Origin of the sequence: Aquimarina algiphila (assembly GCF_007489275.1) — a bacterium.
GTDB lineage: Bacteria > Bacteroidota > Bacteroidia > Flavobacteriales > Flavobacteriaceae > Aquimarina > Aquimarina algiphila.
In genome coordinates this window covers 26125-45632 of record NZ_VLNR01000052.1, presented here as the reverse complement: position 1 = coordinate 45632, position 19508 = coordinate 26125, and the positions used below count along the sequence as shown (strand labels likewise).

Below are 19508 nucleotides of genomic sequence, written 5' to 3'. Positions count from 1 at the left end.
AGGAGAGTCGATGAGAAGAAAAAGAAAAAAATCGTAATTTTAACACTGAAATAAACACGCTTTTGGGAACTGTTTTGCTATGCTCTATTTAAACAGGAATACCCGGGTCAATTTCATAGGAATCTCCAGTTTATGCCTATTTTCATGGCATCGAATATCAAAGACCTAGTCAAGAAGAAGCTAAAATAGCCTTAGCAACCTCACATCAAAAAGCACAACAAAATTTTAAAACCTTTAAAAAATTTATAGCTCAGAAAAATATTGATTCTGCAAATACACATATTGCAAGTGCAATATCATTTTACGGAGAACTTAGTAATGACCAACTCTATCAGGCATCATTATATCTTGCTCCTTTCGAGAATAAACGTTCTAAACAAATCTGTAAAAACATTCTAAAAGTTCTTATCTGGAGGAAATGGGAGAATAGATTTAAAATAACTAAACAACCAGAATTTATTTCGTGGTATAATAAAAAGGAATGGTTAGAAATTACAGAACTCCTTCAGAAGAGTCAATAAATACTATTTTCAATCCTCAATATCAATTTCTTCCAGACCCAAACTATCAAAGAAAATATCGACATCAAAATCATTTTCAAAAGCTAATGTATAAAACATCTTAGCTTTTTCTTCATCTTTATCTACATCCTCTCCCATAATATACATTGCTGCCAATTGTCCTGCCGCTTTACCATGGCCTAGATTTGCAGCCTTAGTATAATATGCTATTGCCTTATTAATATCTTTAGAGATACTTTCATATCCTGTAGCATAATATGTGCCTAGATTATATATTGCTCTAATGTTATTATTTTCTGCTGCTTTAACACACCAATCTATTGATTTTTGTGAGTTCTGCTCTACTCCCATACCATAATGATAATAAATACATAGCTCAAACATTGCATCTGCATTTCCCTTTTTAACAGATTGCTGAAGCGCAAAAAAAGAAGCTTCCAAATTTTCGGTATATGCGTATCCTTGATTTAGCATATAGCCTTTTAGCAAATAAATCTCTCCGCTAGTATCTTTATCTTCGAGATCAGCGACTAAATCCTTAATTCTATCCGCAGGGATAGAAGAAAGCTTAGCGAAATATGCTATTCTAATATATTTAATCCACGCATCTATACCATATCCCAATTCTGCAGCCAATTTGAAGTAAGAAACTGCTTTTTCAGCATCTTGATCGACACCAATACCTCTATAATAAATCATACCTAACTCGTACCAACCTTCAGCATTACCAGAATTTCCTGACCTAGTATATAGATCAATCATTTCATCTACCATTTTGATATCCAAAATACCTATTACCAAATCTCCTCTCTCAATTTTTTCTTTAATTTCTTCAGCATTTTGATAATCTGTCATAGAATTTTTCTTTTTAGAAGTTGAACAAGAAACAAACAAAAACATTATGATTATACGTATTGATACTGATTTTATTATAAAATTTTTCACTTAAAAATCTTTAGTCTTTGTTTGTTAAATCTGATTGATTTGATGATTAGTTATAGAATAAAAAGAATGTTCTTAAGCCACTTCAAATAATTTACCAGGTAATGGTTTTATAACTCCCTTTAATTCCATATTAAGCAATACAGAAGCTACTTTAAAAGTGGGTAAATCACATTGCAATGCGATAACATCTAATATTTCTTTTCCATTTTTATTTAGAAAATTAAAAATTTTCTTTTCGTCCTGTTCTAATTCTACAAATAGTTGTTTTTGTATAGCAGGCTGTTCTTTTTCATCAAGTTCCCAATTAAGCATATAAATCAAATCTGCAGCGCTGGTTAGCATATGAGCACGCTGTGTTTTTATTAACATATTACAGCCTTTACTTAATGCATCATCTACGCGACCAGGAACAGCAAACACATCTCGGTTATACGAACTTGCAATTTCGGCAGTGACGAGTGAACCTCCTTTATCTGCACTTTCGATCACTACTGTTGCTTCACTAAGGCCAGCTATTATACGATTACGCCCCAGAAAATTTTTACGGTCAAAAGCATCTGTACTCCAGAAATCAGTAAAAAAACCTCCATTTTCTTCTAGTTGTGCTACATATTTCTTGTGCGCTTTGGGGTAAATTTGATTTAAACCATGCGCTAAACAACCTACAGTTTGAAGCCTATGTTTTATAGCAGTTTTGTGCGCAATAATATCCACACCATAGGCAAATCCAGATACAATAATGGGATTGATAGGAGCCAATGTTTCTATTAATTCTTCACAGAATTTTGCGCCATAACTTGTTACTTTTCTTGTACCTACTATACTTAATATTTTTTTATGTTGAAGGTTAATATTTCCCGAAGAAAACAATACTACAGGACCATCAATACAATGTTTTAACTTCTCTGGGTATCCTTCCTGATCATATATTTGGTAATTAATATTATTTTCTTCTATAAATTTTAATTCATTTTCTGCTGCTTTGCGATGTTGTGGATTATGTAAGTCTTTGATCTTTACAGTACCAATACCATCTATCTTAAGTAAGTTACTAGTTTTTTCAGTGAGTACTTCTTCTGCAGAACCCACCTCACGTATCAATCTTTTGATAGAGTTATCTCCTAAATTTGCTACCTTTTTAAGCGTTAGTAACGCCAGAAGTTTTTCAATAATCATGTAATGCATTATAAGTCAGTGCAAGAAACAAAAAAAAACCAAACTGTTGATAAATTCAGAAACTATAGTTTCGATGGACTCCATTTTTTCATACCTTTGAAATGACTAATCACATTGAAGAAACAGCATATTTAGAAGGGGGCAATGAATAATACAGCCAAATACATAAGTGAATTATTATATAGATATGAATGTGTAATCATGCCAGGTTTTGGTGCGTTTTTAACAAGACGTCAACCGGCTACGATTCACGAATCTACAAATGCATTTTACCCTCCTCAAAAACTGATTTCTTTTAATAGTCAATTACAGAATAATGATGGCCTGTTAGCCAACTACATCGCTTCTGCAGAAAACATTTCTTATACAGATGCTGTGGCTAAAATCCAACGTTATGTATTATCGCTTAAGGAAAAAATGGCTCAAGGTCAGCGTATAGAGCTAGATAAAATTGGTTCTTTATTTACTTCTGTAGAAAATACGCTTCAGTTCGAACCTTCTCAGGAAGTAAATTATCTAAGTGAAGCCTTTGGATTATATTCATTTGCTTCTCCAGAGATCAATCGTGAAGTTGAAATCGCCAGAGAAGTTTATAAAAAAGAAGTTGAAGCAATTGAAGAAGTCACTCCTCTTACCTTCACTCCAGAAAAACGTCGTGAGCGACCATATTTACAATATGCAGCCGTTGCAGCCATAGTATTAGGTATTGGTGGATTCTTTGGTCTAAAACAAATTAGTGACAATACAGTAAGCTATAATAATCAAGAATGGCAAAAAGCCAATCAAGAGATTGAAAACAGAATTCAGGAGGCTACTTTTGAAATATCTAATCCCTTACCTACCATTAGTCTCAATATCGTAAAAGAAGAACAAAACACAACAACGGCTAGTACTTATGAATCTATAGAAGTATTATCTGGAAAATATCATATTGTTGCTGGTGCTTTTAGAATTGAATCTAATGCTAATAAAAAAGTTGAAAGCTTAAAAGCTCAAGGTTTTAATGCTCGTTTAATTGGAGTTAACAAGTATGGATTACACCAAGTAGTGTATGAAACTTATGAAAACAGATCTGAAGCACTACAAGCATTAAGAAAAATTAAAAATCAGGAAAGCCCAAAAGCCTGGTTATTCATTCAGGGAAATTAAAAATTATTCTAACATTAGTTTTTTACTGCATTTTATGCCTATCCAAATAGGTATATTCTCTATCTATTCTTATCTCTAAGTATTTACTTTAAAGTTAAGGATTAAATACCCTATAACTTATTTTCTCATTACGGTATTACCTCATATCTTTGTCAAAAATTAAAATGCCTATGGAAGCTAGAACCCCTTCAGAATCTCTTGCAATACTAACCGACTTTGTATTAACTGGAGAGACCAACTCACTTAATAATTTGTTTGGGGGAGAGCTTTTAGCACGTATGGATCGTGCTGCTGGAATCGCTGCTGGCAGACATTCTAGACGTGTTGTGGTAACCGCTTCGGTAAATCATGTTGCATTTAACAAGGCAATTCCGTTAGGAAGTGTTGTCACTGTTGAAGCCAAAGTTTCCAGAGCTTTTACTTCCTCTATGGAAGTTTATATTGATGTTTGGGTAGAAGATCGTCAGAGTGGAGAAAAGACTAAAGCAAACGAGGCGATTTATACTTTTGTTGCTGTAAACGAAAGCGGAACCCCGGTAGCTGTGCCTTCAATTAACCCGCAAACAACTTTAGAAAAACAACGATATGATGCTGCTTTACGTCGTAAACAATTAAGTTTGGTGCTTGCAGGAAAAATGAAACCTGATGATGCTACCGAGTTAAAGGCGCTCTTTGTATCATAATCTTTTTACATTTTTTTAAAAACTGTTATTGCATTGTGCCCTCCAAAACCAAATGTATTGTTCATAGCAATTTCAATATTCTTGGATATTGCTTTTTGTGTTATGATATTTAAGCTTTGAGGAATTTCATCTGAAATATGATCTGTATTAATTGTTGGTGGTATAACTCCATCTGTGATAGCTTTAATACATAATATACTTTCTATAGCTCCAGCGGCGCCAAGTAAGTGCCCTGTCATCGATTTCGTTGCGCTTAACACAAGATTTTCAGGTGCACTACCGTATACTTTGGAAATTGCTTTAACCTCGCTTAGGTCTCCTACTGGAGTCGAAGTCGCATGAGTATTTAAATAATCAACTTCTTGCGGATTAATCTGCGCCTCTTGTAATGCCAGTTCCATTGCTTTTGCAGCTCCAAGACCATCTGGATGGGTAGCGGTCATATGATACGCATCGGCAGTCATTGAAGCTCCCACAACTTCTGCATAAATCTTTGCTCCTCTTTGTTTTGCATGCTCAAAGTCTTCTAGAATAACAGCTCCAGCTCCTTCTCCCATTACAAAACCATCTCTCTCTTTATCAAAAGGTCTTGAAGCTATTTCTGGATGATCATTCCTTTTTGACATTGCTTTCATCGAACTAAACCCTCCTATAGAAGCTTCTGTAATAGGCGCTTCAGAACCTCCTGTGACAAATATTTTGGCCTTCCCTAATTTTATATAATTATACGCATCCATTATAGCAGAATTTGATGTTGCACATGCCGAAACTGTAGTATAATTAATACCCATTAGATTAAATTTCATAGAGATCATACCCGAAGCCATATTAGCAATGAGCTTAGGCACAAAAAATGGATTAAACCTAGGATTTTTATTGTTTAATGCATACTCTTTTACTTCATTTTCAAAAGTATTCATCCCCCCTTGTCCTGTTCCCCAAATGACACCTACGTCAAATGGCGAAATCTTATCCATGTCAATTCCCGAATCTTCAAATGCTTCTGATGCTGCATAAAGTGCATACTGAGTAAATAGATCGCTTTTTCTGATTTCGTTTCGTTCCAGATACTTTTGTGGCTCAAAGTCATTAATTTCGCAGGCAAACTGAGTTTTAAACAAAGAGGGGTCAAACTTTGTAATTTTTGAAGCTCCACTTTGACCAAGGATTGCATTATTCCAAAATTCTTCAACAGAATTTCCTAGAGGAGTCACTGCTCCCAAACCTGTTATTACTACTCTTTTTTCGTTCATATTTGCATAAATTATACTTACTAATAAGTAAGTTTTATGAGTTAAAAAAAATTATACTCCTTTTAATATGGAGGCTTTTACTGATTTAAAAATATTCTCCCGAATTACTTTATCAAGGATAAGAGAAGAAAGTAGTGATGCTATGATAAGATCTGCTTTTTCATTAGGTTTTTCTGCAAAATTAAATTCTTTTTTGGCAAGTCCTTCTTTAAGCAACTCCATCATCCATATCCTAATCTCTCGACTCATTTCTGAAAGGTTATTTTGCATATTCTCTGGTAATGATTCATAGGATGATCCCAAAGCTCCAACTAAACAAACCAGATTGAGTGATTGATTTTCTTCATATAAAGCTATAAAATTATCTAATCTTCTCTGTGGTGAATAATGGCTCCATTCTTTATTTTTTAATTGAAATTTCTTTCTTGTTCTTTGAATAATTTCTTCTCCCAGATCAGATTTTTTTGGAAAATGGTAATGTACAGCAGCATTTTTTATTTGTAATGGTCCTGATATATCTCTATAGCTAAATGCATTATACCCTTTGGTTCTAATCAAATTTTCAGCTAGATCCAGTATCTCAATTCTCTTATCAGACATAGTTCCAAATATACTTACTTATCAGTAAGTATGCAACTTTAAAAATTAAGTTTATATTTCAAAAAAACCATCAAACTTAACTTTGACAACTTTTTTATACTGACCATTTAATAGATTACATCTTATAAATCCAACTTTGCGGGTTTAATCGCTTTGCATTTTGGTAGATTAAAAATTTCATGATTGCTCTACCTGTAGTTGGATTGGTACGTACTGCACCTATAGATTGTTTGGTTGCGACCTTATCACCCTCTTTAACTGTTATATTTTCTATATTATAATAGGTAGTGATATAATTACCATGTCGTATCTGAACTAATCGGCTGGCTCCTCTAAGTTTTTGTATTGCGATTACCTCTCCTTCAAAAATAGCTCTTGCCTTCTCTCCTGTTCTTGTTTCTATTTCTACACCACTACTATTGATTTGTATATTCGGTAGTGTAGGATGTGGCTGACGCCCAAATTTCTTAGTAATTCTTCCTGTTCCAACTGGCCAAGGCAATTTTCCTTTATTCGATGTAAAATTATCAGCCAATATCTTAGCTTCTGCAGTCAGAGCAAAGGTCGTTGCTGAACCTTTTTTGGTTACCTTTTTACCCGCTTTCTTATTTGCTCTGGCAATCGCTTCTCTAATCAGTTTTTCGATTGCTTTATCAATCGCACTAGCTTGTTCTTGTTTTTTCTTAATTTGTTTGGTATACGTTCCCGCTTTCTTCCTAATTGAAGCCATTAATATTTGTTGCTCCTTCTTCTCTTCTTTAAGATCTTGTTGTGCCTGTCTATTTTCTTCAATCAACCCTTGCTTATCCTTTTTTTGTCTTGAAAGATCAGTATTAAGCGCCTGAAGCTCTATCGTACTATTTTCAATCCGGTCTGCTTGTTCTTTTCGGTGCTCATTATACTGCTTCATATACTGCAGTCGTTTATAAGCCTGAGCAAAATCTGCAGAAGAAAGTAAGAACATAATTCGACTTTGATGAGATTTACTTTTATATGACTTGGTAATCATCTTAGCATAATCTTTTTTAAGAGCCTTAAGCTCTTTGCGATATGCATCTATCTTCTTAAAATTTGTATTAATCTCACGTGTCAACAAGTTTGCCTGCTGGTTTGTAATTTTAATCAAATTCTGACGTGTACTAATCTGTGAATTGATCGTTTCAACTTCATCCAAAACAGAGCGCTCTTTAAGTTTATTATCAGCCCGCAATTGTTTCATTTGCTCAATTTCTTCTCTTAAGCGTTGACGTTCTTCTTCTAGTTGTTGTTGCTTGGTGCTTTGAGAAAACAAGGGACCACAAACCAATAATAAACCAATAAAAAATATGACTTTTAAAAATCTCATTGAATAGTAACTTGCTTGTATCCTGATGGTATTTTAAACGGAAAACTTACCTTAGCATTGTAATCTACCGTTTTATATTCTATTTCAATTGTTGTTTTCCCTTTATCTTGTAAAGCTTCTATGTGAATTTCTTTAGGAAATTCTTGATTTCCTACCTTTTGATATGTTTTATAATAGATTGTTAAATCTCTATTTTCTGATGGTTGTTTAAGTTTTTGTTGAGCCATTTTAAAAGTATCTGGTCGTACTAAAAACAATCGCTCGAATAAAGCTAATTCTGTTTTAGGTTGTAATTGATAGGATTGATTCGTAATGGATGATTTATACTTATCATCCCTTAAGTTAAATAATGCTTGTCCCAAAAGCATTTGTTGTACTTTCTTAAAATCTAAGTCTGTTCCTAACCATTCACTTAACAACCTAAAATCTCCTTCGAAGTAGGTGCTATTGATTTTCTCATAATAACTTACTTTTTCTGGTGTAATTAATGCTTTTGCAAGTGTGATCCCTAACATTTTTACACTAACCCATATTCTTTTATCTTTTTCAAGACGTAACGTGGCGATAGGACTAAAGGATTGTTTCCCATCATCATATTTGACCTTTACCTTGGTATTAAGTGTTTCAAAATTGAAAGATCGGTTATAATGATTTGCAATGATTTTTTCTGCGCTTAATCTTTTTACACCTGATTCGGTCACACTTTTGGTACCTTTACAAGAATTGAGGGCAATCAAAGAAAAAAACAATAGACCAAAAAATATTCTGTTCATTAACTCTTATGATTTTTTCTGAAGTTGATTTACTTTTTCTTGATATTCTGAAGCTTTTGTTGCATCTCCAAGTTTTTGATATGCTGCACTAATTTGTTGATAAAAGTCTGATTCCATTTTAAGATCATCTATTACATAGTCTATACCTGTAGTGAGAATTTCGATCGCTTCTTCTGCTTTTTCAAGATGAATAAGAGATACTCCATTTACCAAATAGAAAATAGGTTGTGCAGGGAATAACTCTAAAGCTAATTCACTTCCACTCATTGCTTTTTCATATCGTTTTAGATCCAATTGTAAAAGTAGAATTCTTCTTAATAACGAAAAATCATTAGCATTACTTTTTATACCTCGTTCATAAAAATTAAGTGCTTGTTCTTTATCGTCCTTTTTAAAGTAATAATTTCCAAGTTCTGTAAATACTACTTTTCCATTCTCCTGACCATTAGAAAGCAAAGCAATAATATCGGTTAATTGAGATGCATACTGTGGATTTTTATCAATGAAGAGAAGAAAATCATTGACCACTTTAAATTTAGAATCCATATCTATTTTATTGCTTTTTAGTGCAATTTTCATAGATTGAATCGCTTCTTCTGTTTTATTTCCTTCTAGATAAAACTTATACAATGCCAAATGTACCAATTCTGATTTTGGCTTTTTCTTTAATAATAAAGTTGCAACCTCAAATGCTTTTTCTTTTTCCCCACTTTGACTATAAAGATAGATAAGATTAAGATAGTTTTGTTCTACCTTAGGCTTGTCTTTTATCATCTTTTCTAATCTGGAGATTTGATTATTTGGGTTTGTTATTTTTGAAGAAATGCGTTTTCGTAATCTACTTCTATACCCATCAACACCATATTCTTCATCCAGCTCATCAATTAAAACCAAAGCTTCATCATAACGTCTTTCAAGAAAATAAAGATTTGCCAATTGTTCTTTGAACATAGAATTAAAAGTAACCAGCTTTTCTACAACTCCTGTAGATTCTTTGTATTTTCGTTGTTGAAAATACACTTGAAACAATAGTTCCAATACAAATTTGTCATTAGGTTTTACCTCTATTACTTTCTTAAAATTATCTTCTGCCTTTTGGTATAACTTTAACTCTAAATAATTTTTTCCCAGTTCAAAATACAGGTAATTCGGCTCTGGATCAATAGCAATACATTTCTCTAAAGCTTCAATCGCCTTATCATAGTTGGTGATTGCTTTTTGCTTTAATGCTTCAAAAAAAGATTCTTGAAACTCATCTGAAACATTCCCCAAATCATCAATATTAATCTCTTGTTTGGGTTCTATATCCTGAGTATAACCAACATTATGCCCTAATACAAAGAGTATACTCAAAATACAAATATGTTTCCAATAATTAATCATATAAAATTTACTGAAGTACTTTTACTTCATCACAAATTATTCCAAAATAGAATAGTCTCCTATGCTTACTGTAGTGAAGTTTCCATCATACACAGCATTATTTCCTATCATAGCATTGTCTAAGTTAGCATTTTTTATGACAGTTTTGGTTTGAACCAGACTATTTTTGATAGCTGTATTCTCGATTACACATCCATCTCCTATTGAAACGTTCGGTCCAATTGTTGCATTTTTCAGGGTTACTCCTTCTCCTATATAACATGGACTAATAATGGTAGAATTTTCCTGTTCTACCTGATCACTAACCAATTGCTCTCCATCATTCTGTAAAAACCCAAGCATCCTTGTATTGGTTTCTACAGTAACATTTTTATTTCCGCAATCCATCCACTCATCTACTTGTCCGGTTACAAAAACTTTACCATTACTCATCATTCTTTTGATACCATCATTAATCTGATATTCACCACCATTAATAATGTTATTATCCAATACATATTGCAGTTCATTCTTTAGCACTGCTACATCTTTAAAATAATAAATTCCGATCACTGCCTGATCCGAAACAAACTCCTGAGGTTTTTCTACCAGTTCTACAATATGTTTGTTTTCATTAAGTTTTACCACCCCATATGCTTCAGGTTGTTCTACCTGTTTAACCCAAATTACAGCATCTGCCTCTTTATCGAGATTAAAATCTGCTCTAATTAGTGTATCTGCATATGCAATTACTGCAGGGCCTGAGAGGGATGCTGCAGCACACATAATTGCATGTCCGGTTCCTAAAGGTTGATCCTGTCTGTAAATAGATGCTTTTGCCCCCAGTTCTTCTGCTAATTTAGTTAAACTCGATACAACATCCTCTCCAAAAAAAGCAGGATCACCAAGTACAAAGGCAATTTCATCAATTGGTTCTCCCAAAACCTTAGCAATATCAGATACTAATCTGTGTACAATTGGTTTCCCGGCTACCGGAATTAAAGGCTTAGGAACAGTAAGTGTATGAGGTCTTAGTCTAGAGCCTCTTCCTGCCATGGGTACTATGATTTTCACTTGATTATTTTTTTAATGTTATTATTTTTTGTCTTATGGCATACATAACATATACCTATGTGCTAAACTATTTTCTTTAATCCAAAAACCTATTCTAGATACATTTTGTATTCTGTCATCTAGAACAGAGTCGAGAGATCAGTACTAAAAACGTCTAGAATAAACAGTTTTTAATTATTTAACTCCAGTACTCCCAAAACCACCTTCACCTCTTGATGTCTCAGAAAGTTCTTCTACAACCTGCCATTCTGCACGTTCATGTTTGGCTATTACCATTTGAGCAACCCGTTCTCCATTTTCGATGGTAAAATTTTCGTTAGAAAGGTTTACTAAAATCACCCCTACTTCTCCTCTATAATCAGCATCGATAGTTCCTGGTGCATTAAGTACAGTAATTCCTTTTTTGGCTGCTAATCCGCTACGAGGTCGAACCTGCGCTTCATAACCTACTGGTAGCTCGATAAACAATCCTGTTTTTACAATCGTTCTCTCCAAAGGTTGTAACGTAATAGATTCTGTTATATTGGCTCTCAAATCCATCCCTGCAGAAGCGATAGTTTCATAATGAGGCAAATCATGTGATGATCGGTTAATAATTTTTATTTGCATAGGTACTTTACACTTTCAACCAGAAGTTGTTTATTTTTTTAAAATTTGTTTTAACTCTCTCTTTTCTGAGGCGTACAAAATTACTAAAAACACGAGTAACAATGGAATAGAAATCATATAATTACTATCAAAAATGTAAAACGAAAGAATCGAAAAACTGATAGAAAGCGTAAGATACATTCCTATCTTTTTTAAATTATAGGGGATTGGATAATATTTTCTTCCAAAATACCATGATAATAACATCATAGAGCCATAAGCAACTAATGTCGCTATTGCCGATCCAAGATAACTATACCTTGGTATTAAAATAAAATTTAAAAGCAATGTAAGTCCTGCTCCTACAACAGAAATATAGGCGCCAAATTTAGTTCGATCCGTAATTTTATACCATACCGAAAGATTGTGATAAATACCAAGGCATAAATTAGCCAATACTATTATAGGAACAATTTTTACAGCTTCCCAATATGCCTGGTCTCTAATAATGAATACTTTTAAGATGTGAACAAAAATAACCACTCCTAATAAGATAAGGGCTCCAAAGGCCACAAAGTATTTTGTAATTCTCGCATACGTTTCTGGAGCATTTTTATTTTCAGAATAGTTAAAGAAAAAAGGTTCTATTCCCAGTCTAAAGGCTGTTGAAAATAACGTCATAAATAATGCCAGTTTATAACAGGCCGAATACACTCCAACAACATGTTCTGCAGTATCTTCTGGTAACAAATAATCAAGTATAATTCTATCGAATGTTTCATTGATTGAAAATGCAACTCCAGCTATTAAAATTGGAAGTGAATACTTCATCATCCTTTTCCATAATGCTTTATCAAAACGGTATTTAAGATTGATATAAAAAGGAACCAATAACAAAAGTGTTAATCCACTTGCCACCAAATTTGAAATGAAAATATAATTAATCTCATAATTATCAATGACAATACTTTTTAAGCTTGAAAAATCATCAGATAGTTTTTTTAGATATATCAATAGAAAAACATTCAATCCAAGATTAATAAATACATTTAAAATCTTTATAAATGAATATTTCATCGGTCTTTCATTTGCTCTTAGCCAAGCAAAAGGAATAATCACTAAAGCATCTAACAAGAGTATCCAGATAACTAAGACAATATAATCTTCTTTTATCCCGGTTAACATCGCAATTTGGTCCTTAAATAACAGCGCTAATGCAAAAAAGCCAAAAGAAGATATTAAGAGAGATATTGTCGAAGTACTAACAACTTTTTGTTTATCTGATTCTTTATTAAAAAAACGAAAAAAAGCAGTCTCCATGCCATAGGCTAGTATCACATTGAATAAAACGAAGTATGAAAATATGATAGAAACTTTTCCATATTCATTTGTCGGCAATACATCGGTATATAATGGAACTAATAAAAATGACAACATACGAGGAAGCACTGTCGCTACTCCATAGATAAAAGTCTGCTTAAAAAGTTTTTGAAATATGCTCAATTGGTGAATCTAATTGTAGTCGTAAAAGTACAATTTTTTATCGCCTAATTTACATAGGAAAGTTCTTTAAAACTATTTGTTTGAGGTTCTCTATTTTGAACAGTTTTTCTTCTCCGTTTTGGATGTATTGAAGCATACATTCATTTGCTTTAAGCTCGAAAGGGATTTTCCTTTCTATTTCTGGTAATTGGTTTTTAAACTCTTCTTTAGAATCACCGCTCATAATCAGGTCTTGCATTTTAGCCGGATACACGTAATTACCTTCATATATATTTGGATTTGAATTCGTCTTCTTCAATTCAATTTTTTTACCTCTAAAAAAAGCATAAGTAAGCTCAACTTCATTGTTTTTTTCAATTTCAAAACTTACGAACAAGGTGGTGGGGCCATCAGCCATTCCCGAAGGAATTTCTTGAAAATAAGAGTCTTTGATTTGTAGAGAAGCTTTCATGTCTATTTTTTGACTACTTGCACATTGTGTAAAAGTAACTACTACCAAAAGCATCAATACCTTAATGCATAATGTTTCAAAGTTTTTCATAGTATTCTTTATTTATCTTATTTAAAGACAAATCTAATGCCAAAATTATTTTAACATTTGATAAAGATAGAAAAACGGCAGTATAATACCCAAAGTAAAGCTTAAGGATAAAGTCTTCAAATTTTTCAGGTATCAAGGTATATTGGATATTTATATTACACTTTCTTGGTAAAATGAGGTATTGCACCAAGCCTTTTTCTGTGATACAACCTTATATCCCAAAAATATCCCATTGAATCCTTGTAAATATTTAATAGTAAAAACCCTCCTATCTTCTGATAAACTAATAATTTCGATTCCAAAATCTATTAAGTTTTCTTCTTTAATAAATTCGGTATTTAAATTTATTTCTTCCGTAGAAAACCCCCAAGTGATTTCGCTACTAGCCACATTATCTTCACTCCCATTATAGATCCTAATTTCATCTATATTTTGTACAGAACTCTTATCCAAATCCAATGAACAATACACTGTACCAGATATGCCTGCATCTCCTAAAATGATTGATCCACGTAAAGGTCTGCCATCATCATTAGAACAAGAAAGAAGAAAAACCATACAACATTGAAAGATGATCAATAAAACTACCTTATTTTTTAATCGAGATGTTGTCTTCGGCTGAGGGTTAATTATTGCTGATTTATTATGTTTTTTCATGCTAACCATTTTGATTACGTATTAAGTCTTTTCATTTAAATAGTCTTAAATACATACAAATGGTTGCGTAAAAGGAAATCATAAAATACAGTCACAGGTATAATAATAAAGCCCACCAAAAAAGGGTGGGCTTTATTATTATACTAAAAACTTAATATAGTATTAGTTATTCAATGCTTCTGCACCACCAACAATCTCAAGGATTTCATTGGTAATAGAAGCTTGTCTTGCTTTGTTATATGACAATTTAAGTGCATCTCTAAGCTCTGTAGCATTATCAGTCGCTTTATGCATTGCAGTCATACGCGCACCATGCTCTGATGCAAACGAATCACGTAACGCTTTATACAATTGTGTTTTAAGCGACTTAGGTATCAATTGTTCTACAATCTCTTCCTTAGAAGGCTCAAAAATATAATCCAAATTTGCAGTTTCCTGACCAGCTACAGGCACAATAGGTAAAAACTGTTCTGTAGTAACATCTTGAGAAGCAGCATTTCTAAATTTATTGTATACAATTACGATTCTATCATAAGAACCATTAGTAAAATGTTCCATTAATTCTTCAGCAATTGCTGCAACATTAGTAAAAGTAAGATCATCATATACCTCACTTTTATTTGCAATTACAGTATGCGTTTTAGAAACTACATCATTAACTTTTTTACCAATCGTCACAAAATCTACTTGCTTACCAGCATATTCATTCTCATAAAGCTCTCTTACACCTTTAACGATATTAGAGTTAAATGCTCCCGCTAAACCACGATTAGAAGCAATTGCCACAACGAGCACTTTATTTACTTCACGTTGTTCTGCATATGTACTAGCGTTATCTCCTTCTAAAGAAGCGCTTAAACTCTGCAACAACTCAGTAAGTTTATCAGAATAAGGACGCATTGCAGTAATCGCCATCTGTGCTTTATTCAACTTTGCAGCAGATACCATTTTCATGGCACTGGTAATTTGCATCGTTGATGATACAGAGGTGATTCTACTACGTAATTCTTTTAAATTCGCCATTTTTTATACTTATGAATTCAGAATTCTTTATTCAGCGTTTAATTATGCTTTGTATTTTGCTGAAATCTCTTTACAAGCAGAAAGTAATACATCTGTTACTTCGTCTGTCAATTTTCCAGCCTTTAAAGTGTCTAAGGTGTCTCTATGTTTTGCATTAAGATACTCTATAAAATCACTTTCGAATTCTTTTATTTTATTTACAGGTACGTCTCTTAACAAGTTTTTAGAACCTGCATAGATGATCGCAATTTGATCTTCTACGGTATATGGATCATTTTGAGCTTGCTTAAGAATCTCTACGTTACGCTTCCCTTTTTCAATTACATTTAAGGTAGCAGCATCAAGGTCAGATCCAAACTTAGCAAATGCTTCTAGTTCACGGAACTGTGCTTGATCCAGTTTTAATGTACCTGCAACTTTTTTCATTGATTTAATCTGAGCAGATCCCCCCACACGAGATACAGAGATACCTACATTAATTGCAGGACGAACCCCAGAGTTAAATAAATCTGATGTTAAGAAAATCTGGCCATCTGTAATAGAAATTACATTGGTTGGGATATATGCTGATACATCACCTGCCTGAGTTTCAATAATTGGTAATGCCGTTAAAGATCCGCCTCCTTTTACTTTGTCTTTTAAAGAATCAGGAAGGTCATTCATATCTTTAGCAATATTATCATCTGCAATTACTTTTGCAGAACGCTCTAATAATCTTGAGTGAAGATAAAATACATCTCCAGGATATGCCTCACGACCTGGTGGACGACGTAATAACAAAGATACCTCACGGTATGCTACGGCCTGCTTAGATAAATCATCATAGATAATCAAAGCTGGACGTCCTGTATCACGGAAATACTCTCCGATTGCAGCACCTGCAAATGGAGCATATACTTGCATAGGAGCAGGATCAGAAGCATTTGCAGCAACGATAGTTGTATATGCCAATGCACCTTTATCCTCTAGTACTTTAGCAATAAGCGCTACTGTAGACGCTTTCTGTCCAATAGCAACATATATACAATATACTGGCTCACCAGCATCATAAAATTCTTTTTGATTTAGGATAGTATCAATACAAACTGTTGTCTTACCAGTTTGACGGTCACCAATCACCAACTCACGTTGTCCTCTTCCGATCGGTACCATAGCATCAATAGACTTGATCCCTGTTTGAAGTGGTTCGTTTACCGGTTGACGAAAAACTACACCAGGAGCTTTACGCTCTAATGGCATTTCGAAAGTTTCACCTTCGATAGCACCTTTACCATCAATAGGATTACCTAATGTGTCTACTACACGACCTACGATTCCTTCTCCAACATTGATAGATGCAATACGCTGAGTACGTTTTACAGTTACCCCTTCTTTAACTTCTGTTGAAGAACCTAAAAGTACTACCCCAACATTATCTTCCTCAAGGTTAAGTACAATACCTTCTAGTCCTGATTCGAATTCTACTAATTCCCCATATTGAGCATTAGACAATCCGTATACACGAGCGATACCATCACCTACTTGTAATACTGTTCCTACCTCTTCTAATGAAGCTGATGCTTCAAATCCAGATAATTGTTGTTTTAATATTGCTGATACTTCAGCAGGATTCACTTCTGCCATTTTATAATAGTTTAGGAGAACGAGTACAAACTCTCATTCTCTTATTATTAAATTTATATTTTAAAACGTATGTATTAATTGCTTAATTCTCTTCTTAAATTCGTAAGCTTATTTGCTATACTAGCATTATATTGTAAATCACCAACTCTTAGAATAAATCCACCAATAATAGCTTCGTCGATTATATTTTCTATTGTCGCCTCGTTACCTGTCAATTCTTTTACTTTGCTTAAAACTTTAGCCTTTAATCCTTTATCCAAAGGAACAGCCGTAGTCACTTTTGCTACCTGAGTATTATTTAATTGGTCAAACAAAACGATATATTGCTTTGCTACATCCCCTAATAAATCAACTCTTTTGTTTTGAACTAAAGTATCAAAAAGTTTTTGTGTAATATCCCCAGCGCCTTTAAATATCTCACGTAGTGAAGCTAGTTTTACTTCACTTTTGATCAAAGGACTACTCAATACCATTCTGAGCTCGGCGCTATCGCTAACAGTAGCGATAATACTTTGCATATCTTTCTGAACATCTTCAGTGGCTTTTTTATCTTGAGCTAAACTCAAAACTGCCTTCGCATAACGTATTGCTGCTCTACTCATGTATGATTAGTTTAAAGTAACATCTCCTAACATAGACTCAACCAATTCCAATTGTTTGTCCTTGTCAGCTAATTCTTTTCTCACAACTTTTTCTGCAATCTCTACAGAAAGTCCAGCTACCTGGCTCTTAAGATCAGCAATCGCTGCTTTCTTTTCACTTTCTATAGTTGCTTGTGCTTGTGCTACGATTTTATCTGCTTCAGCTTGTGCTTCTGATTTTGCATCGGTGATCATATTTTCTTTAAGCTGTCTTGCTTCTTTAAGCATACCATCACGTTCTGCTCTTGCTTCATTTAAGATACGTTCGTTATCTGCTTGAAGGTTTTGCATTTCTTTTCTAGCTTCTTCTGCAGATTCCAGTGCATTTTTAATACCCTCTTCACGATTATTTACAGCTTCTAATATAGGTTTCCAAGCAAATTTTCTCAATAATAAAAGTAAACCTACAAAAAGTAATATCTGCCAGAAAAACAGACCGAATGAAAAATCATTTAATAACTTATCCATAATTAATTATGTTATCTTTTTATCGTCTAATTTTTAAAAACTTAAAATGAACAACTGCAACCAACCGTTGCAGTTGTATCATCTGTACTAAATGGATTAAGCAAATAAAGCTGCAAATCCAATACCTTCAATAAGAGCGGCAGCAATAAGCATCGCAGTTTGAATTTTACCTGAAGCTTCTGGTTGACGTGCGATAGCTTCCATTGCAGATCCACCAATTTTACCAATACCTAGACCTGCACCGATTACGATTAAACCTGATCCAACAATTTCTGGAATTTCCATAATTATATAATTAAAAATTAAACGTTCAAAACTAGTGATGTGCCTCTTCAGTTGCCATACCAAAGTATAGCGCAGACAACATCGTAAATATATATGCTTGTAATGCAGCTACCAATAATTCTAATATTGATAATGCAAACGACAATCCAAATGATAATGGGCTACCAATCCAACTTTTAAATAAGAACATCATACCGATGATACTCATGATCACTACGTGACCCGCAGTCATATTCGCATACAAACGAATCATTAACGAAAACGGCTTGATAAAAACTCCCAACAATTCTATTGGTGCTAAAACTACTTTCATAAAAGTAGGTACTCCCGGCATCCAAAAAATGTGACCCCAGTAATTTTTATTAGCAGTAAGGTTAGTGATTAAAAATGTGATTAGTGCCAAAGCAAATGTTACAGCAATATTTCCAGTGACATTGACTGCCAATGGCGTCATTCCTAAAAGGTTTAATAACCAGATAAAGAAAAACACTGTAAGCAAAAAGCTCATGTATCTTTTATAATTTTTCTCTCCTATATTTGGAATAGCGATCTCATCTCTAACAAAAAGTACAAGAGGTTCTAAAAAACGCCCAACTCCTGTAGGAATACCATTATTTTTCTTGTACGATTTAGCCAGACGGCTAAACATAAAAAACATAAGTAAACCAATCAACAGAATACTCACAACGTTTTTTGTAATTGAGAAATCTAATGGTTTTGTATTCGTTGCATGGTGATCCTCATCATAATTGATTGTACCAGATGCATCTGTTTTATAAATCTTTGAATGGTATAACTTATAATAATTGCCATCAACCTCGGCAACAGTTTCTCCATGATGAAATTTGGAAGAAGAGAAAAGCTTTAAACCATTATCCCATAAAATAACAGGTAATGGAAACCCATAATGCTTGTTTGCTTCTTTATCAGAAAATAATGTGAAATCGTGTGAGTCTTGAAGGTGATGATCTATAAATTCTTTGATTTCTGTTTTTAAATCTCCTTCTCCTTCGTTCCCCTCTTTTTTAGACTCTTTTGCGAATAGATTTGAGGTGGCAAAGGCCAAAGTAAAAATCAATAAAATTTTAACTACAGTACGGTTTTGCATTACACGTAAAATTTCGGTTCCTAAATTTCGGTGCAAATGTACATAATTAAGTTTAGATTCTTAAACTATTTTTAGTAAATAAGTTCGAGATTATTACAAAAGAAATAAAACATTGAAAATCAATTATTTAATCGTATTCAAAATCTTGGAAACACAATACACCTCGAGAGCTAAACAGATTGCATAGGCA

General features: G+C 33.4%; 20 protein-coding genes. 2 read left to right on the top strand and 18 right to left on the bottom strand.

Features of this window, described 5'->3' with window-relative positions:
* Positions 1-530: 530 nt before the first annotated feature.
* Both FOF46_RS21185 and dprA read right to left on the bottom strand, forming a co-directional pair.
* A complete protein-coding gene (locus FOF46_RS21185; RefSeq protein WP_167571907.1) occupies positions 531-1376 on the bottom strand; it encodes a tetratricopeptide repeat protein in 846 nt (281 codons plus the stop codon).
* 162 nt (positions 1377-1538) lie between these two features.
* Positions 1539-2642 (bottom strand): DNA-processing protein DprA, encoded by a 1104-nt coding sequence (dprA, locus tag FOF46_RS21180; protein WP_109436155.1) that lies wholly within the window; start codon positions 2640-2642, stop codon positions 1539-1541.
* A 144-nt stretch (positions 2643-2786) separates the two neighbouring features.
* On the opposite strand from dprA, the gene FOF46_RS21175 reads away from it, so the two are divergent.
* On the top strand, positions 2787-3791 hold the full coding sequence (locus FOF46_RS21175; protein WP_143917821.1) for an HU domain-containing protein: 1005 nt from the start codon (positions 2787-2789) through the stop codon (positions 3789-3791).
* A 170-nt stretch (positions 3792-3961) separates the two neighbouring features.
* On the top strand, positions 3962-4474 hold the full coding sequence (locus tag FOF46_RS21170; RefSeq protein WP_109436450.1) for an acyl-CoA thioesterase: 513 nt from the start codon (positions 3962-3964) through the stop codon (positions 4472-4474).
* Positions 4475-4479: 5 nt separating this feature from the next.
* On the opposite strand, the gene fabF is transcribed toward FOF46_RS21170, so the two are convergent.
* The 16 genes from fabF to atpB all read right to left on the bottom strand — a co-directional run bounded on the left by fabF (position 4480) and on the right by atpB (position 19318).
* Entirely contained in the window at positions 4480-5727 is a 1248-nt protein-coding gene (fabF, locus tag FOF46_RS21165) for a beta-ketoacyl-ACP synthase II (protein ID WP_109436157.1), read from the bottom strand.
* A gap of 51 nt (positions 5728-5778) precedes the next feature.
* Complete coding sequence (locus FOF46_RS21160; RefSeq protein WP_143917820.1) at positions 5779-6327, bottom strand: TetR/AcrR family transcriptional regulator; 549 nt, start codon at positions 6325-6327, stop codon at positions 5779-5781.
* A 115-nt stretch (positions 6328-6442) separates the two neighbouring features.
* Positions 6443-7672 (bottom strand): murein hydrolase activator EnvC family protein, encoded by a 1230-nt coding sequence (locus FOF46_RS21155; RefSeq protein ID WP_109436159.1) that lies wholly within the window; start codon positions 7670-7672, stop codon positions 6443-6445.
* Entirely contained in the window at positions 7669-8445 is a 777-nt protein-coding gene (gene lolB1, locus FOF46_RS21150) for a lipoprotein insertase outer membrane protein LolB1 (protein ID WP_143917819.1), read from the bottom strand. Before lolB1 ends, FOF46_RS21155 begins: the two co-directional genes overlap by 4 nt.
* 6 nt (positions 8446-8451) lie before the next feature.
* Positions 8452-9798, bottom strand: coding sequence for a tetratricopeptide repeat protein (locus FOF46_RS21145; protein WP_167571906.1), 1347 nt, complete (start codon positions 9796-9798; stop codon positions 8452-8454).
* 66 nt (positions 9799-9864) lie between these two features.
* Entirely contained in the window at positions 9865-10881 is a 1017-nt protein-coding gene (locus FOF46_RS21140; RefSeq protein ID WP_143917817.1) for a sugar phosphate nucleotidyltransferase, read from the bottom strand.
* A 174-nt stretch (positions 10882-11055) separates the two neighbouring features.
* The gene (gene dut, locus FOF46_RS21135; RefSeq protein WP_109436163.1) at positions 11056-11490 is read right to left on the bottom strand and encodes a dUTP diphosphatase; all 435 of its coding nucleotides are present in this window, start codon (positions 11488-11490) and stop codon (positions 11056-11058) included.
* A 30-nt stretch (positions 11491-11520) separates the two neighbouring features.
* The gene (locus FOF46_RS21130; RefSeq protein ID WP_143917816.1) at positions 11521-12972 is read right to left on the bottom strand and encodes an oligosaccharide flippase family protein; all 1452 of its coding nucleotides are present in this window, start codon (positions 12970-12972) and stop codon (positions 11521-11523) included.
* Between the two features lie 49 nt (positions 12973-13021).
* Positions 13022-13513, bottom strand: a complete 492-nt coding sequence (locus FOF46_RS21125) for a hypothetical protein (RefSeq protein ID WP_143917815.1) — start codon at positions 13511-13513, stop codon at positions 13022-13024.
* Between the two features lie 150 nt (positions 13514-13663).
* Positions 13664-14170, bottom strand: a complete 507-nt coding sequence (locus FOF46_RS21120) for a hypothetical protein (protein WP_143917814.1) — start codon at positions 14168-14170, stop codon at positions 13664-13666.
* Positions 14171-14332: 162 nt separating this feature from the next.
* Entirely contained in the window at positions 14333-15193 is an 861-nt protein-coding gene (gene atpG, locus FOF46_RS21115) for an ATP synthase F1 subunit gamma (protein ID WP_143917813.1), read from the bottom strand.
* A gap of 42 nt (positions 15194-15235) precedes the next feature.
* Positions 15236-16816: a F0F1 ATP synthase subunit alpha gene (gene atpA / locus FOF46_RS21110; RefSeq protein ID WP_143917812.1), complete on the bottom strand. Its 1581-nt coding sequence runs from the start codon at positions 16814-16816 to the stop codon at positions 15236-15238.
* Between the two features lie 74 nt (positions 16817-16890).
* Positions 16891-17418 (bottom strand): ATP synthase F1 subunit delta, encoded by a 528-nt coding sequence (gene atpH, locus FOF46_RS21105; protein WP_109436169.1) that lies wholly within the window; start codon positions 17416-17418, stop codon positions 16891-16893.
* A 6-nt stretch (positions 17419-17424) separates the two neighbouring features.
* On the bottom strand, positions 17425-17925 hold the full coding sequence (locus FOF46_RS21100) for a F0F1 ATP synthase subunit B (protein WP_143917811.1): 501 nt from the start codon (positions 17923-17925) through the stop codon (positions 17425-17427).
* 96 nt (positions 17926-18021) lie between these two features.
* Entirely contained in the window at positions 18022-18210 is a 189-nt protein-coding gene (gene atpE / locus FOF46_RS21095; RefSeq protein ID WP_167571905.1) for an ATP synthase F0 subunit C, read from the bottom strand.
* Positions 18211-18241: 31 nt separating this feature from the next.
* Positions 18242-19318, bottom strand: a complete 1077-nt coding sequence (atpB, locus tag FOF46_RS21090) for a F0F1 ATP synthase subunit A (RefSeq protein WP_143917810.1) — start codon at positions 19316-19318, stop codon at positions 18242-18244.
* Positions 19319-19508: the final 190 nt, after the last annotated feature.